This window comes from Propionivibrio limicola (assembly GCF_009469695.1).
Classification (GTDB): domain Bacteria; phylum Pseudomonadota; class Gammaproteobacteria; order Burkholderiales; family Rhodocyclaceae; genus Propionivibrio; species Propionivibrio limicola.
Genome location: NZ_SSSR01000023.1, coordinates 18,602 through 34,501 on the forward strand (window position 1 = coordinate 18,602; position 15,900 = coordinate 34,501).

Here is a 15,900-nt window from a genome sequence, read left to right on the forward strand (position 1 = left end):
TATTCGAACGAGAGTATCAAATCATGCAAATTACAATCACCCGGCCCGACGACTGGCACCTGCATCTGCGCGATGGCGACGCGCTGAAGACTGTTCTTCCCCATTCGGCACGGCAGTTCGCGCGCGCCATCATCATGCCCAACCTGCGCCCGCCCGTGACTACCGTCGCTGCTGCCGCCGAGTATCGGCAGCGCATCCTGGCGGCGGTGCCGGCCGGGCTGAGTTTCGATCCGCTGATGACGCTTTATCTGACCGATAACACGCCGGCCGACGAAATTCGGCGCGCGGCCGATAGCGGTTTCGTCAAGGCGGTCAAGCTGTATCCGGCGGGAGCGACGACGAATTCGGACGCCGGGGTAACGGATCTGGCCAAGTGCGATGCCGCTCTGGCCGAGATGGAAAAAGCCGGCATGCCGCTGCTGGTGCATGGCGAAGTGACCGATCCCGCCATCGATATTTTCGACCGCGAAAACGTTTTTATCGAAAAGGTGATGCAGCCCCTGCTGGCGCGCCGTCCCGGTCTGCGCGTCGTCTTCGAGCACATCACGACCAAGGATGCCGCCGATTTCGTGTTGTCCGCCGGCGATAACGTGGGGGCGACGATCACGGCCCACCATCTGCTGTTCAACCGGAATGCGATTTTTGTCGGCGGTGTGCGCCCGCATTACTACTGCCTGCCGGTGCTGAAGCGCGAGATGCACCGCAAGGCGCTGGTTCGTGTGGCGACATCGGGCAACAAGAAATTCTTCCTCGGCACCGATTCGGCGCCGCATGCGCGGCATACCAAGGAGGCGGCCTGTGGTTGTGCTGGCTGCTACACGGCGTTTTCCGCGCTGGAGCTTTATGCCGAGGCCTTCGAAGCGGCCGGGGCGCTCGATAAGCTGGAGGCGTTTGCCAGCTTCAACGGGCCGGAGTTCTACCGTCTGCCGCGCAATACCGGAACCGTGACGCTGGAGAGGCAGTCGTGGCCTGTGCCAGATGCCTTTGCGTATGGCGAAGGGGAGTCGTTGGTGCCGCTGCGTGCAGGCGAGTCTCTTGGCTGGAAAGTGCTTGGCTAATCCCTGTCTCGATGTCTTTTGCGTTGGGAGGTGTGCTGTGTTCCGAATGAGGCTTTTGCCGTTCCTGCTGCTGCCGTTGCTTGCGGCGTGTTCAGATTTGCGTGCCACCTATGAAATAGAGGGCAGCGCCCACGCGTTGAGTCTGATCCGGGTCACGGGCATGCCGTGGGAAAGCAAGGCCAAGTATTCGGTAGTGGCGGCGCGCATGCCCGATTGCATGCGGCGTCACCCGATGTCGGAGGCAGGGCTTCGTGCCAAGGTCGAGGTTTATGCGCCAGGCAACAATGCGTGGATTCTCAAGCAGAATGGTCGCATGTACGCGGTGGAAACCCGGACGTGCGAGGGCTTTGCCAAGCTTGATGCGATTCCGGAGGGGGGAACCGGACCGCTGCTGGGAGCCTTCCAGATGCAGGGCGAAAAACTGGTTTTCGTCGCCGCCCCTGAAGTGCCGTAATCGGCGGAATCGCCTCCCGCGCAGGGAGGGAGTCCAAGTGTCGAGCCGTATCTCGCTGCACGGGGGCCCGATGAGCCGCCGTCAAACTGGCAGGGGGTTGACGGCCTGCGTATAATCAAAGCGGGAAGTCGGCCAGGCAACCGCCGGGCAAAGGGTGAAAACCCCGAGCCGGGAGGAAAGTCCGGGCTTCATAGAGCAGGATGCCGGCTAACGGCCGGGCGCTATAAGCCGCAAGGCGAAGGCGACGGAAAGTGCAACAGAGAATAGACCGCCTAAGACCGGGGAAACCCGGGACGGTAAGGGTGAAACGGCGAGGTAAGAGCTCACCGCGGACGTGGTGACACGGACGGCACGGCAAACCCCATCCGAAGCAAGGCCAAATAGGGAAGCGCATGGCGTGGCTCGCGTTGCTTCCGGGTAGGCTGCTTGAGCGTACTGGTAACAGTACGCCTAGAGGAATGGTTGCCCACGACAGAACCCGGCTTATCGACCGGCTTCCCAATTTCCTTCTTGTTTCATGGCGTCAGAGACGGAGCGCAAGTGCGATCGGTACGAAAACGATCGCCATGGCGTTGCCCATCGCTACGATTGAAGCGACTTTGTCCGGTTCCTGTTTGTAGCGCTCGGCGAAAATGAAGTTCGAGACGGCCGGCGGCAGGGCGCCGAAGACGAACAAGATATCCTGGTCGGCACGCGGAATATCGACGAATTCGCAGAAGAGCCACGCCATGATCATGCCGGTGATCGGGGTCAGGATGGCGCCGGTCAGGCCGATGCCCCAAGCGTTCAGTTTCGCCGAGGAAAGGCGGACGCCGAGCGAGAAGATCATCAGGCCGAGCGAAATGTCGCCGACGATTTTGCAGGCGGTCATGATCGGGGGCCAGACGGCAAAGCCGGTCAGACTGACCGTGACGCCCAGTGCCGCAGCGATGATGAAGGGCTCTTTTAGAACGGTGGTGAGCGGCGAGCCGCCTTTGATGAGCCACGGGCTGAGGGCGAATTGCAGCAGGGTGACGATCAGCATCAGCACGATGGCCGCGCCCAGCGCCTGTTCGCCGAAAGTGAGCAGCATCAGCGGCAGCCCCATGTTGCCGACGTTGTTGAACATGATTGGTGGGATCAGGGTTTTCGTGTCGTAACCCAGCAGGCGCACGATCGGCCAGGCGATCAGGCCGGAGCCGAAGACGATAACGAGGGCGCCCAAAATGCTCGGGATGTTGTCGGCCAGCTCAAAGGATTTTCCGGCCAGTGCCGTGAAAATAAGGGCGGGCAGGAAGACTTCCATGTTGAGCTTGTTGGCGGCCATCATCTCCGGGCGATGCTTGCGGCCGTAGAGAAAGCCGGCGAGCACGATGATGAAGATCGGGAAAACGATACTGATGATGCGGAGCAGCATGGGGCGGTCTCGCAGAAGTTGAGTCTTGAGGACGGCCGTTGTCAGCGCGAATCCGGAGGGGGTATCCGTTGCCTGTGCCAACCGTGCGTGCCGGGGCGTGTCCAGGAACGCCCGTATTTTATCCGCTTCGTATTGACCTGTTTTGCCGCAGGAAGGCCGCCGCGGAAAAACAGTCTTTCCACTTCGTTGATGCACTGTGTTTTCGGTGCTTTTTGCTGCTCTTACGTCAGCTCATTCGGCATGTTCGTGGCGGCAGTGTGGTTTTTTTTATGTCCTTGGTGTTTTTGGGGCTGTTACGGGCTGGTCATTCGCTTTGATGTCGCATTCGTTACAAACCACTTTAACTTGCGGTTTTTTGCGCCTTGTTTTTTAAGGGAATTTTTTTCTGCAAGTTTTTGTAAAATCGTTCGTAAGTTGTTGTAGTCATTGGAAAAAATCGTAAATGGGCGCTTGCAAAGCCAAAGTCTTTGTCTTAAAGTGGGGGCCGGTGGTAAAAAGTGGGAAGCCGAGCGGTTTCTCCGTCAAGAAGAAGAAAGCGGGGCCATTTTGGTTTTTCAGGGAGCAGCAGCGCTCAATCTCGACGCTAAAGGGCGGCTTGCCATTCCGGCACGCCACCGGGAGGCGCTCGTGGCTGCTTCCGAGGGGCAGCTGGTGCTGACCGCGCATCCCCATCGCTGTCTTCTTCTCTACCCGGCCGCCGCCTGGGAGCCCATCCGGGACAAGGTGCTGGCGGCTTCCAGCCTCAATCAGCAGTCGGCGGCCATCAAGCGTCTACTGGTCGGTAACGCACGCGACGAGTCGCTCGATTCCGCCGGCCGCCTTCTGGTTGCACCCGAGTTGCGCCAGTTCGCGCAGCTTGAAAAACAGGTGTGGCTTGTCGGTCAGGGCTCGCACTTCGAAATCTGGTCGGATGCCGGCTGGCAAAAACAGCAGGAAATGTTCTTCGGGATGGGAAATGAGATGTTGCCGCCAGGGCTTGAGGATTTGCCGCTGTGAGTGCCGTGTCGCCGCATCAGACGGTTCTGCTGACGGAAGCGGTCGAGGCGCTGGAGGTCAAACCCTCCGGCGTTTATGTCGACGGTACTTTCGGTCGTGGCGGCCACAGCCGCGCCATTCTCGCGCATCTCGGTCCGGAAGGGCGCTTGCTGGCGCTGGATCGCGATCCGCAGGCGATTGCCGTGGCACGCGAGATCAACGACCCGCGCCTGCAGGTGCTGCATCGCAGTTTTGCGGAGCTTGGCGAGGCGGTGCGCGAAGCGGGGTTGGCGCACGTGGATGGCGTCCTTCTCGACATCGGCGTTTCCTCGCCGCAGATCGATGAAGGTGAAAGAGGGTTCAGTTTTCGCTTCGATGCGCCGCTCGATATGCGCATGGATACGACGCAGGGCGAAACGGCTGCCGAATTTTTGGCAAATGCCGATCTTAAAGAAATAACGGAGGTCATCAGAAATTATGGCGAAGAACGGTTTGCTTTCCAGATTGCAAAGAAGATTGTGGCTGCTCGGAGCGAGCGGCCTCTTGCAACCACAGGCGAACTCGCCACGCTCGTACGCGAAACCGTGCGGACCCGCGAGCTCGGCCAGGATCCGGCGACGCGTACCTTTCAAGCTTTACGGATTCACGTCAATCAAGAGCTCGAGCAACTCGCTCTAGTCTTGCCGCAGGCGGTTGATGTGCTGGCGCCGGGCGGGCGGCTGGTCGTGATCAGCTTCCATTCGCTGGAGGACCGTATCGTCAAGCGCTTCATGCGCGAGCAGGCGAGCGCCGATCGTTTGCCGAAGAATCTTCCCTTGCGCTCCGTGGATTTGCCGCAGCCGGTATTAAAGCTGATCGGCAAGGCGGTCAAGGCGAGCGAAGCCGAGGTGGCAGGAAATCCGAGGGCGCGCAGCGCGGTCATGCGTGTCGCGGAAAAGTTTGTCGGCACGAGCGGGCGGAGCAGCGACTGAAATGCTGCGCTTCAATATCGTCCTGTTGCTGGCGCTCATGCTGTGTGCGTTGGGTTTGGTCAGTTCCCAGCACCGGGCGCGCAAGCTTTTTCAGGCGCTGGAGCATGAGCAGGAGCGTGCCAGGCAACTCGATGTCGAGTACGGCCAGTTGCAGCTCGAGTTGTCGACGTGGGCGACGTCGCCCCGTATCGAAAAAATCGCACGCGAGAAATTGAAGATGCGCACACCGGAGGCGGCGAAAGTCCTCTCCGCCACCGCCGGGGGGGCGGTGCGATGATGAACTTCAAGGGCGTGCGGGCGCACAAGTTTGCGGAAAGCCCTGTGCTGCAGTTGCGCCTTCCCGCCTGGCGGTCGCGTCTGATGGGGCTGCTGATCCTGTCCAGCTTTGTCGTGCTGGTCGGACGCTCGTTCTATCTGCAAGTGCTCAACGAGGACTTTTTGCAGGAGAAGGGTGAGTCGCGTTACCGGCGCGATCTTGAAATTTCCGCTTCGCGCGGCCGCATTTCCGATCGCAACGGCGATGTGCTGGCGATCTCGACGCCCATGAAATCGGTCTGGGCGATGCCGGCCGATGCCCGTCTTACGCCGGAACAAACAACGCAGTTGGCCGGCTTGCTGGAGATGGATGCGCGGGAGTTGGCCGGCAAGCTGGCGAGCGAAAAATCGTTTGTGTTCCTGCGCCGCCAACTGCCGCCCGAAATCGGCGACAAGATTGCGGCGTTGAAGCTGCCCGGCATCGGTCAGGACAAGGAGTACCGGCGTTATTACCCGAGCGGCGAGATGACGGCGCACGTTGTCGGATTTACCGGTATCGATGACAAAGGTCTGGAAGGCGTCGAGTTGGCGTTTCAGGATCAGTTGCGCGGCCATCCGGGAAGTCGCAGCGTGATCAAGGACCGGCGCGGCCAGATCGTCGAGGATGTCGGTTCGATCCGGCCGCCCCAGGATGGCAAGGATATCCGCCTGTCGATCGACTCGAAGCTGCAGTACCTCGCCTACAGCCAGTTGAAGCAGGGCGTGGCCGACAACAAGGCCAAGGCCGGCGGAGTCGTCGTTATCGATGTCAAGACCGGCGAAATTCTGGCGCTGGCCAACTGGCCGACGTACAACCCGAATAACCGCGGGCGTCTGTCCGGGGCGCAGCTGCGCAACCGGGCGGTGACCGACACCTTCGAGCCTGGCTCGACGATGAAACCATTTACCATCGCGCGGGCGCTCGAGAGCGACAAAGTCCGCTTCGACACCATCATCAACTGCGCGCCGGGGCGCTTGACCATCGGCCGGGCGACAATTTCCGACGCGCACCCGCACGGGGCGTTGACCGTCGCGCAAGTGCTTCAGAAGTCGTCGAACGTCGGCACGGCCAAGATCGCCGCCATGCTGGCGCCGCAGCAGATGTGGGAAATGTTCGATTCGATCGGCTTCGGACAGGTGCCTCGTCTTGGTTTTCCGGGCGAAGTGCCGGGACGGGTGCGCCCCTGGAAGTCGTGGAAACCGATCGAGCAGGCGACGATGTCTTATGGCCACGGTATCTCGGTGTCGCTGATGCAGTTGGCGCGCGCCTATACGGTTTTCGCCCGCGAAGGCGACGTTATTCCGTTGTCCCTGGCGCGGCGTGATGCGGCGCCGGATGGCGCGAAACCTGTGTTCAGCCAGCAGACGGCGCGCGAAGTGCGCGCCATGCTCGAAATGGCCGTGCAGCCGGGCGGTACGGCGCCGAAAGCGCAGATTCCAGGTTATCGCGTGGCGGGCAAGACGGGGACAGCATACAAGCTCGAAGGCGGGCAATATGCGCGCAAATACGTCGCCTCGTTCGTCGGTTTTGCGCCAGTATCCGATCCGCGCCTAGTCGTGGCCGTCATGATCGACGAGCCGAGCGCCGGATCACATTATGGCGGCGAAGTCGCCGGCCCGATTTTCTCGCGCACCATGGGTGGCGCGTTGCGCACGCTCGGCATCCAGCCGGACGCGCCGGTCGAGCTTGCGCAAAAGCCGGCAGCGCCGAAAGGACGGCTATGAAAAAGGTCAGCGCGCCTGCCTTCATGGATCCGGCTCCGCTCCTCGCGCAACTCGCCGCAGCCGGCGTTCAGCCGACCGGCGTCACCGAGGACAGCCGGTGCGTGCAGCCGGGCGACATCTTTCTGGCTTATCCCGGCGATTTCGCCGACGGCCGCCGCTATATCCCCGATGCCATGGCGCGCGGCGCCTGCGCTGTTCTCTGGCAGACCGGCGGTGGTTTCGAATGGAAAAACGAGTGGACGCTGCCCAATCTGCCGGCCGAGCAATTACGCGGCCTGTCCGGGCCGCTCTCGCATGCGATTTACGGTCATCCGAGCGAGCGTCTGTCGTTGATCGCGATCACCGGAACGAACGGCAAGACGACGATCAGTCAGTGGATCGCCCGCACGCATCCGCGCTGTTGCGCCATCATCGGCACGCTTGGCGCCGGTATGCCGGAGCGCCTGACCGAAACCGGCTTTACCACGCCGGAGGCCGCGACGCTGGCGCGTTATCTGAAGGAATTTGCCGACGACGGCGCGCAGGCCTGCGCGCTGGAGGCGAGTTCGATCGGTGTCGAGGAGCGGCGGCTCGATGGCGCACGTTTTGATGTGGCCGTGTTCACCAACCTGACGCGCGACCATCTCGATTATCACGGTTCGATGGACGACTATGCGGCGGCCAAGGAGAAACTCTTCGTCTGGCCGCGTTTGCGCCTGGCCGTGGTGAATCTCGACGATCCTTTCGGCGTCGAACTGGCCGCACGGACGAGCGCGGCCAAGGTGATCGGCTACACGCAACGGAACGCGGCCGGTGGTCTGCAGGCCGTAGTACGCGCCGAGAACGTGGAAGATACGGCGAGCGGGCTGCGCTTTACCCTATCTGCGCCGAATGGCAAGGCGACGGTACAGACCGGTTTGCTCGGTCGCTATAACGTTTCCAATCTGCTGGCTGTGGCGGCCGTGTTGATCGATGCCGGCCTGACGCCCGGGCAGATTGCCGAACGCTTCGCCGACCTGGCACCACCGCCCGGGCGGCTGGAAAAGCTGGGGGGCGAAGGTGAGCCGCTGGTCGTTGTCGACTACGCCCATACGCCGGATGCGCTGGAAAATGCCCTCGGCGCCCTGCGCGGTGCGGCGACAGCCAGGCAAGGGCAGCTGTGCGCCGTCTTCGGCTGCGGTGGCGACCGGGATCACGGAAAACGTCCGTTGATGGGCGAAATCGCGGCGCGCCTGGCCGACAAAGTCGTGCTGACGAGCGATAATCCGCGCCGCGAAAACCCGCAAACAATTATCGAAGAAATTTACGTGGCGGCGCCTGGCGCCGAAGTGATTGCCGATCGTGCCGAAGCCATTCGTGCGGCGGTACTGGGGGCGGAGGCTGGCGATGTCGTGTTGCTGGCGGGCAAGGGCCACGAACCCTATCAGGAAATTGCCGGCGTCCGTCGACCGTTCTCGGACGCCGAAGAAGCTCGCGCGGCATTGGCTGCGCGCCAGGAGAACAAACAATGAGTGTGAAGATGGATCTGCAGGAAGCGGCGAATGCCATGTCCGGTACCGTGGCCGGCAAGAATGTCTGCTTTCTGGGCGTGACGACCGACAGCCGCAACGTGGCGGCCGGGCAGCTGTTCGTCGCCTTGCGCGGGGAGCGTTTCGACGGCCATGCCTTTGTCGGCGCGGCCAAGAAGCTGGGCGCGGCGGCCGCCGTGGTCGATGTCGAAGGCGCCGAGGTGCTTGGTGATGTCGGGCTGCCGCTGATCGTCGTTGCCGATACAAGGCTGGCGCTCGGTGCGTTGGCGGCGGCGTGGCGTGCACGCTTCTCGTTGCCGGTGATCGCCGTCACCGGCAGCAACGGCAAGACGACGAGCAAGGAAATGATCGCTAGCATCATGCAGGCCGCTTTTGGCGACGCCGTGCTGGCGACGCAGGGCAATTTCAACAACGACATCGGCTTGCCGCTGACGCTGCTCAAGCTTGACGCCAGCCATCGCGCTGCCGTCATCGAAATGGGCATGAATCATCCGGGCGAAATCGCTTACCTCGCGGGCATCGCCCGCCCGACCGTGGCGCTGGTGACCAACGCCCAGCGCGCGCATCTCGCCGGCATGGGGTCACTCGACTCGATCGCCGTCGAGAAAGGCAGCCTGTTTACCGGGCTGGCCGAGGATGGCGTGGCGGTGTTCAGCGCCGACGAGCCGTGGGGCGACGTCTGGCGCAGCCAAATTGGCACGCGCAAGGTGATGACTTTTGCCTGCGAGCGTCCGGCCGACGTGACAGGCAACTTCCGCACGCATGGTTTGGAAAATCATGTGGCGATCGCCTTTCAGGGCGCGGAAGTCGCCGTCGATCTGGCGTTGCCCGGCGCGCACAACGCGCGCAATGCACTCGGGGCGGCGACCGCGGCATTGGCTGCCGGCGTTTCGTTGGCTGAAGTGCGTGACGGGCTGGCGGCGTTCCGCGGCATCAAGGGGCGCCTGCAGCGCAAAGCCGGCCTGAATGGCGCGGTGCTGCTCGACGATACCTACAACGCCAATCCCGATTCGGTCTGCGCCGCCATCGACGTGCTCGCATCGACGGTCGGCAAGCAAATCCTTGTCCTCGGCGACATGGGCGAAATTGGCGAGATGAGCGGCCAGTTCCATGACGAAGTTGGCGGCTACGCCAAGAGCCAGGGGATCGACCAGTTGTTGGCGTTCGGCGAGGCGAGTGCCATCGCCGCACACAATTTCGGCGCCGGTGGCCGGCATTTCAAGAAGCTCGAGGACCTGATCGAGACGCTCAAGGGTGAAATGACGCCGGAGACGATCGTGCTGGTCAAGGGCTCGCGCTTCATGCGCATGGAGCGCGTGGTGGACGCCGTCGCTGCAGCGCAAACCGAAGGGGGTAAATAATGCTGCTGATGCTGGCGCAATGGCTGTCGCAGGATTTCGGAATCCGCGGCTTCAATGTCCTGAATTACATCACGCTACGCACCGTGCTGGCGGCGATGACGGCGCTGATCATTTCCTTCGTCGCCGGGCCGCACGTCATCCGCTGGCTGGCCGCCAAGAAGATCGGGCAGGCGGTGCGCACCGACGGGCCGCAGACGCACCTCGTCAAATCCGGCACGCCGACCATGGGCGGCATCCTGATCCTGATCGCCATCGGCGTCACCACCCTGCTTTGGGGCGACCTTTCCAACCGCTACGTCTGGGTCGTGCTGATCGTGACGCTTGGCTATGGCGGCATCGGCTGGTACGACGACTGGAAGAAGGTCGTCTATCGCGATCCGAAGGGGCTGGCCAGCCGCTGGAAATATTTCTGGCAATCGGTGATCGGCCTCGTCGTCGCCGTCTATCTCGGCCTGTCGGCCAACGTGCCGGCGCAGATGGAACTGATCGTGCCGTTCTTCAAGACGGTTTCGTATCCGCTCGGCGTCGTCGGTTTCATCGTGCTGACCTATCTGGTCATCGTCGGTTCGAGCAACGCCGTCAATCTGACCGACGGCCTCGACGGGCTGGCGATCATGCCGACCGTGCTGGTTGCCTCGGCGCTGGCCATTTTCGCCTACGTCGCCGGCAACGCCGTATTCGCCAAATACCTGTTCGTGCCCTACATCCCAGGTGCCGGCGAACTGGCCGTTTTCCTTGGTGCGATGGCCGGAGCCGGTCTCGGCTTCCTCTGGTTCAACGCTTATCCGGCCGAAGTGTTCATGGGCGACGTCGGCGCGCTGGCGCTCGGCGCGGCGCTCGGCACGGTCGCCGTCATCGTCCGTCAGGAAATCGTGCTGGCGATCATGGGCGGCGTCTTCGTCGTTGAAACGCTATCGGTGGCGATGCAGGTGCTCTACTTCAAGCATACCGGCGGCAAGCGGATTTTCCGCATGGCGCCGCTGCACCACCACTTCGAACTCGGTGGCTGGAAGGAAACGCAAGTCGTCGTCCGTTTCTGGATCATCACCATCATGTTGGTGCTGGTCGGTTTGTCCACCCTGAAGATTCGCTGAGCGGCCATGGAACTCGAAGGTAAGCGCGTTTTAGTCATCGGGCTCGGCGAAACCGGGCTGGCCATGGCCAAGTGGCTGGGCCGGCAAGGCGCGCGCGTGCGCGTGGCCGATTCCCGCCCGACGCCGCCCAACGTCGATGCCTTGCGTGCCGCCGTGCCGGCGGCCGAAGTTGTCGCCGGGCCGTTTGCCGAAGAAACCTTCGCCGACATCGACCTGGTCGCCATTTCGCCCGGCGTGCCGGTGCAGACGCCGCAAGTGCAGGCCGCCAAAGCGCGCGGCGTGCCGGTCGTTTCGGAAATCGAACTGTTTGCCTGGGGCATCCGTCAGGTAACGCCAGAGGCGAAGGTGATCGCGATTACCGGCAGCAATGGCAAGACGACTACCACCACGCTGACGGCGCATCTGCTCAACGCGGCCGGCGTGCCGGCTGTCGCGTGCGGCAATATTTCGCCCTCGGCGCTCGATGCGCTGATGGGCGTCGTCGATGGCGCGGCCGGTTATCCTGCCGCGCCGGCCGTGTGGGTGCTCGAACTGTCGAGCTTCCAGCTCGAAACGACGCACACGCTGAATGCCGATGCAGCGACCGTGCTCAACGTCAGCGAAGACCATCTCGACCGCTACACCGGCATGGACGACTACGCTGGAACCAAGGCACGCGTGTTTCAGGGTGACGGCGTCATGCTGCTCAATCGCGACGATGCGCGCTGCATGGCATGGTCACGGCCGGACCGCAAAACGGTCAGCTTCGGGCTGAATCCGGCGCCGTCGGTTGGAGACTACGGTTTTGTCGATGGCTGGATCGTGCGTGGCGATGAAAAGCTGGTTGCGCTCAATGCGCTCAAGCTGACTGGTCTGCACAATGCCGCCAACGCCATGGCGGCGCTGGCGCTGTGCGAAGCCGTCGGAGTTGCGCCGGCCACACTGTTGCCCGCCCTGCAGCAGTTTTCCGGCCTGTCGCACCGCGTCGAATTCGTCGCCGAGATCGATGGCGTCGGCTATTACGACGATTCAAAAGGTACCAACGTCGGGGCGACGCTTGCCGCCGTGCAGGGCATGGGCCGCAAGGTGGCCCTGATCCTCGGCGGCGACGGCAAGGCGCAGGATTTTTCGCCGCTCAAGCCGGTGCTTGCACGGCATGCACGCGCCGTCGCGCTGATCGGGCGTGATGCCGAGTTGATCGGCGCGGCGATCGACGGCTGCGGTGTGCCCGTTCAGCGGTGCGGCGACATGGAGGAGGCCGTATGCTGGTGCGCCGGGCAGGCGCAAGCCGGCGACACCGTGCTGCTTTCGCCGGCCTGCGCAAGCTTCGACATGTTCCGCAACTACGCGCACCGCGCCGAGGTGTTCATCGCGGCCGTGCAGGCCATGGCCAAGGAGGTGGGGCGATGATGCCTGCGCTTGACGGTACGCGGCGCCTGCCATCGGAGATCGATCTGTCGCTCCTCTGGAGCGCATTGATCCTGCTGCTGCTCGGGCTCGTCATGGTCTATTCGGCGTCGATCGCGATCGCCGAGGCGGGGCGCTTTACCGGCAATCAGCCTGCCTACTATCTGATCCGCCATGCCGTTTTCCTAGCGATCGGTTTCGTCTTCGCCGGGTTGGCGTTTCAGGTGCCGCTGAACGTCTGGCAGGAGATTTCGCCGTGGCTGTTCGTCGCCGGCTTCGCGCTGCTGGCGCTGGTCCTGATTCCGGGGGTCGGGCGAGACGTCAACGGCGCGCGGCGCTGGCTGTCGCTTGGTGTGGTCAACCTGCAGCCATCGGAACTGATGAAGATGTTCGCCGTGCTCTATGCCGCCGACTACACGGTGCGCAAGATGCCGCACATGCACGACCTGAAGAAGGCGTTTCTGCCGATGGCCGGGGCAATGGTCGCAGTTGGCGTGCTGCTGCTGAAAGAGCCCGATTTCGGCGCCTTCGTCGTCATCATTTCGGTGGCGATCGGCATTCTCTTCCTCGGCGGCATGCGGGCTCGCCTGTTCGCCATCCTGATTCTCGTACTGGTGGCCGCGTTCGCCATCCTGATCATCGTTTCGCCTTACCGCCGCGACCGGATTTTCGGTTTCATGGATCCGTGGTCGGATGCCTTCGGGCGCGGTTACCAACTCTCGCATGCGCTGATCGCCTTCGGGCGGGGCGAATTGTTCGGCGTTGGCCTCGGCGCCAGCGTCGAGAAGCTGTTCTATCTGCCGGAAGCGCACACCGACTTCCTGCTCGCCGTGATCGCCGAGGAGCTTGGTTTTACTGGCGTCGTGATCGTCATCCTTCTCTTCGGACTGCTCGTGCAGCGCGCCTTTGCCATCGGCCGGCAGGCCGTGGCGCTGGACCGCCTTTACCCGGCACTCGTCGCGCAGGGAATCGGGATCTGGATCGGCGTGCAGAGTTTCATCAACATGGGCGTGAACATGGGGCTGTTGCCGACGAAGGGGCTGACGCTGCCGCTGATGAGCTTCGGCGGTTCGGGCATTGTCGCCAATTGCATGGCGTTGGCGATCCTGCTGCGGGTCGATTGGGAGAACCGGCAACTGATGCGGGGAGCGAAGTTGTGAGCAAGACACTCCTCGTCATGGCCGGCGGCACCGGTGGGCATGTTTTTCCGGGGCTGGCCGTCGCCGATTTGCTGAAAAGCCAAGGCTGGCGCGTCGTCTGGATGGGCAATCCGGACGGCATGGAGGCGCGGCTCGTTCCTTCGCGCGGCTACGAAATGGCGTGGGTGCGTTTTGCGGCCTTGCGCGGCAAAGGGCTGCTGCGCAAATTGCTGCTGCCGCTCAACCTGTTGTCCGGCTTCTGGCAGGCGCTGCGCGAGATTCGCCGCGTCAAGCCGGATGTCGTGCTCGGCATGGGCGGCTACATTACCTTTCCCGGCGGCATGATGGCCGCGCTGCTCGGGCGTCCGTTGGTGATCCACGAACAGAATTCGATCGCCGGCCTGACCAACCGCGTGTTGGCGAAAGTGGCTGACCGCGTGGTCTGCGGCTTTCCCGATGCGCTGCCCGGCAGCACGTGGGTCGGCAATCCGGTGCGGCAGGACATTGCGAATTTGCCACTGCCCGCCGAGCGGTTTGCAGAACGTTTGGCCGACGATGGCGATGCTTCGCCGCTCCGCCTGCTCGTCCTCGGTGGCAGTCTCGGTGCGGCGGCGATCAACGAAATGGTGCCGAAGGGGCTGGCGCTGATCGCGGAGGGCGAGCGGCCAGTCGTTGTGCATCAGGCGGGCGAAAAGCATCTGGCGACGGTCGAAGCCAACTACGCGGCGGCCGGCGTGCGCGCCAATTGTGTCCCTTTCATTCAGGACATGGCCGGCGCCTACGCGTGGGCCGATCTGGTGCTCTGCCGCTCCGGCGCGTTAACCGTGGCCGAGCTGGCGGCGGTGGGCGTGGCGAGCGTGCTCGTGCCGTTCCCGCATGCCGTCGACGACCACCAGACGGCGAACGCCAGATTCCTCGCTTCAGCCGGTGCGGCCATCCTGTTGCCGCAAAGCGAAATGACGCCGGAAGCGATCAGCCGGATCAGCCAATACACACGCGAACAATTGCAGCAGATGGCCGAAAAAGCGCGCGAGCTGTCCCGCCCCGAAGCGGCGGCGACAGTAGCGCGGATCTGCGAAGAAACCTGCAAGGGCGCGGTTAGCAAAAGCAAGGCAACAAGAGACACCCAATGAAACATAAAGTCAAAAACATCCATTTCGTCGGCATCGGGGGCGTGGGCATGAGCGGCATTGCCGAAGTGCTCGCCAACCTCGGTTTCGGCATCAGCGGCTCGGATCTGGCCGACAACGCGACGACACGCCGGCTGGCCAGCCTCGGCATCCGCATCGCGACCGGCCACGCCGAGGAGAACATCGGTCATGCCGACGCCGTCGTCGTATCGACGGCGGTCAAGGACGACAATCCGGAGGTGCTGGCCGCGCGGGCGCGTCATGTGCCGATCGTGCCGCGTGCCCAGATGCTGGCCGAACTGATGCGCCTGAAGCGCGGCATCGCCGTTGCCGGCACGCACGGCAAGACGACGACGACCAGCCTCGTCGCCTCGATTCTTGCCGAAGGCGGCATGGACCCGACCTTCGTCATCGGCGGTCGCTTGAACGCCGCCGGTGCCAATGCCCGGCTCGGTTCCGGCGACTTCCTCGTCGCCGAGGCGGACGAGTCGGACGCGTCTTTCCTGTACCTGACGCCGGTCATCTCGATCGTCACCAACATCGATGCCGACCACATGGAAACGTATGGCCATGACTTCGGCAGACTGCGTCAGACTTTTGTCGATTTCCTGCAGCGCCTGCCGTTTTACGGCGTGGCCGTGCTCTGTGCCGACGATCCCAACGTGCGCGAAATCATGCCGCTGGTGAGCAAGCAGATCGTCAGCTACGGCGTCAGCGAAACCGCCAACGTGCGCGCCGAAAACGTGGTGGCCGAGGATGGCCGCATGAAGTTCGACTGCGTGCGGGTGAATGGCACCGTCAGCCGTTTCCCGGTCACGCTCAACCTGCCGGGCATGCACAACGTCCTCAATGCGCTGGCGGCGATCGCTGTGGCGACCGAACTTGGCGTCTCTGACGCAGCGATCATCAAGGCGCTTGCCGAATTCAAGGGCGTCGGGCGCCGCTTCCAGCGTTACGGCGAAGTGGCTTTGCCGGATGGCGGCCAGTTCACGCTGATCGACGATTACGGCCACCATCCGGTGGAAATGAAGGCGACCATCGCCGCCGCGCGTGGCGCCTTTCCCGGCCGCCGTCTGCTGCTCGCCTTCCAGCCGCACCGCTACACGCGGACGCGCGATTGCTTCGAGGATTTCGTCAGTGTGTTGAATACCGTCGATGCACTCGTGCTGAGCGAAGTCTATGCCGCCGGCGAAGCGCCGATCGTCGCCGCCGACGGCCGCGCCCTGGCGCGCGCCCTGCGCGTCGGCGGCAAGATCGAACCGGTCTTCGTCGAAAACATCGTGGATGTTCCGCAAACAATTATGGATGTCGCCCGCGCCGGCGACGTAGTGATCACCATGGGCGCCGGCTCGATTGGCGGCGTTCCGGCCAAGCTGGCACAGGGTTGAAATGAATAAAAACGCTTTCAA

Annotated in this window: 14 protein-coding genes and 1 other RNA gene; 14 read left to right on the forward strand and 1 reads right to left on the reverse strand. The window is 63.0% G+C overall.

Annotation, left to right across the window (positions count from 1 at the left end; all coding sequences use genetic code 11):
* Positions 1-20 precede the first annotated feature (20 nt).
* The 3 genes from pyrC (at position 21) to rnpB (ending at position 2,014) form a co-directional block, all read left to right on the forward strand.
* A complete protein-coding gene (gene pyrC / locus GH659_RS13125; protein ID WP_153111890.1) occupies positions 21-1,058 on the forward strand; it encodes a dihydroorotase in 1,038 nt (345 codons plus the stop codon).
* Positions 1,059-1,104: 46 nt separating this feature from the next.
* On the forward strand, positions 1,105-1,512 hold the full coding sequence (locus GH659_RS13130) for a hypothetical protein (RefSeq protein WP_153111891.1): 408 nt from the start codon (positions 1,105-1,107) through the stop codon (positions 1,510-1,512).
* A 124-nt stretch (positions 1,513-1,636) separates the two neighbouring features.
* Positions 1,637-2,014, forward strand: an RNA gene (gene rnpB, locus GH659_RS13135) — RNase P RNA component class A.
* A 21-nt stretch (positions 2,015-2,035) separates the two neighbouring features.
* Here the strand turns inward: rnpB and GH659_RS13140 are convergent.
* Positions 2,036-2,908: an AEC family transporter gene (locus tag GH659_RS13140; protein ID WP_153111892.1), complete on the reverse strand. Its 873-nt coding sequence runs from the start codon at positions 2,906-2,908 to the stop codon at positions 2,036-2,038.
* 546 nt (positions 2,909-3,454) lie between these two features.
* On the opposite strand from GH659_RS13140, the gene mraZ reads away from it, so the two are divergent.
* Genes mraZ through murC form a run of 11 tightly spaced genes read left to right on the forward strand, consistent with a single transcriptional unit; the run spans position 3,455 to position 15,879 of the window.
* The gene (gene mraZ / locus GH659_RS13145; protein ID WP_153111911.1) at positions 3,455-3,904 is read left to right on the forward strand and encodes a division/cell wall cluster transcriptional repressor MraZ; all 450 of its coding nucleotides are present in this window, start codon (positions 3,455-3,457) and stop codon (positions 3,902-3,904) included.
* A complete protein-coding gene (gene rsmH / locus GH659_RS13150; protein ID WP_153111893.1) occupies positions 3,901-4,854 on the forward strand; it encodes a 16S rRNA (cytosine(1402)-N(4))-methyltransferase RsmH in 954 nt (317 codons plus the stop codon). Before mraZ ends, rsmH begins: the two co-directional genes overlap by 4 nt.
* Position 4,855: 1 nt before the next feature.
* Positions 4,856-5,131: a cell division protein FtsL gene (ftsL, locus tag GH659_RS13155; protein ID WP_153111894.1), complete on the forward strand. Its 276-nt coding sequence runs from the start codon at positions 4,856-4,858 to the stop codon at positions 5,129-5,131.
* The gene (locus tag GH659_RS13160; RefSeq protein WP_153111895.1) at positions 5,128-6,873 is read left to right on the forward strand and encodes a peptidoglycan D,D-transpeptidase FtsI family protein; all 1,746 of its coding nucleotides are present in this window, start codon (positions 5,128-5,130) and stop codon (positions 6,871-6,873) included. The genes ftsL and GH659_RS13160 overlap by 4 nt, the downstream gene beginning before the upstream one ends.
* The gene (locus GH659_RS13165; RefSeq protein WP_153111896.1) at positions 6,870-8,363 is read left to right on the forward strand and encodes a UDP-N-acetylmuramoyl-L-alanyl-D-glutamate--2,6-diaminopimelate ligase; all 1,494 of its coding nucleotides are present in this window, start codon (positions 6,870-6,872) and stop codon (positions 8,361-8,363) included. The genes GH659_RS13160 and GH659_RS13165 overlap by 4 nt, the downstream gene beginning before the upstream one ends.
* On the forward strand, positions 8,360-9,742 hold the full coding sequence (locus GH659_RS13170; protein ID WP_425499996.1) for a UDP-N-acetylmuramoyl-tripeptide--D-alanyl-D-alanine ligase: 1,383 nt from the start codon (positions 8,360-8,362) through the stop codon (positions 9,740-9,742). The genes GH659_RS13165 and GH659_RS13170 overlap by 4 nt, the downstream gene beginning before the upstream one ends.
* Positions 9,742-10,836, forward strand: a complete 1,095-nt coding sequence (gene mraY / locus GH659_RS13175; RefSeq protein WP_153111897.1) for a phospho-N-acetylmuramoyl-pentapeptide-transferase — start codon at positions 9,742-9,744, stop codon at positions 10,834-10,836. The genes GH659_RS13170 and mraY overlap by 1 nt, the downstream gene beginning before the upstream one ends.
* Before the next feature lie 6 nt (positions 10,837-10,842).
* Positions 10,843-12,225 carry a UDP-N-acetylmuramoyl-L-alanine--D-glutamate ligase gene (murD, locus tag GH659_RS13180; RefSeq protein ID WP_153111898.1) on the forward strand — a complete coding sequence of 461 codons (1,383 nt, stop codon included), beginning with the start codon at positions 10,843-10,845 and terminating at the stop codon, positions 12,223-12,225.
* Positions 12,222-13,382, forward strand: a complete 1,161-nt coding sequence (ftsW, locus tag GH659_RS13185; protein WP_153111899.1) for a putative lipid II flippase FtsW — start codon at positions 12,222-12,224, stop codon at positions 13,380-13,382. Before murD ends, ftsW begins: the two co-directional genes overlap by 4 nt.
* On the forward strand, positions 13,379-14,494 hold the full coding sequence (gene murG / locus GH659_RS13190) for an undecaprenyldiphospho-muramoylpentapeptide beta-N-acetylglucosaminyltransferase (RefSeq protein WP_281349760.1): 1,116 nt from the start codon (positions 13,379-13,381) through the stop codon (positions 14,492-14,494). The genes ftsW and murG overlap by 4 nt, the downstream gene beginning before the upstream one ends.
* Positions 14,491-15,879 carry a UDP-N-acetylmuramate--L-alanine ligase gene (gene murC, locus GH659_RS13195; RefSeq protein WP_153111900.1) on the forward strand — a complete coding sequence of 463 codons (1,389 nt, stop codon included), beginning with the start codon at positions 14,491-14,493 and terminating at the stop codon, positions 15,877-15,879. Before murG ends, murC begins: the two co-directional genes overlap by 4 nt.
* Positions 15,880-15,900: the final 21 nt, after the last annotated feature.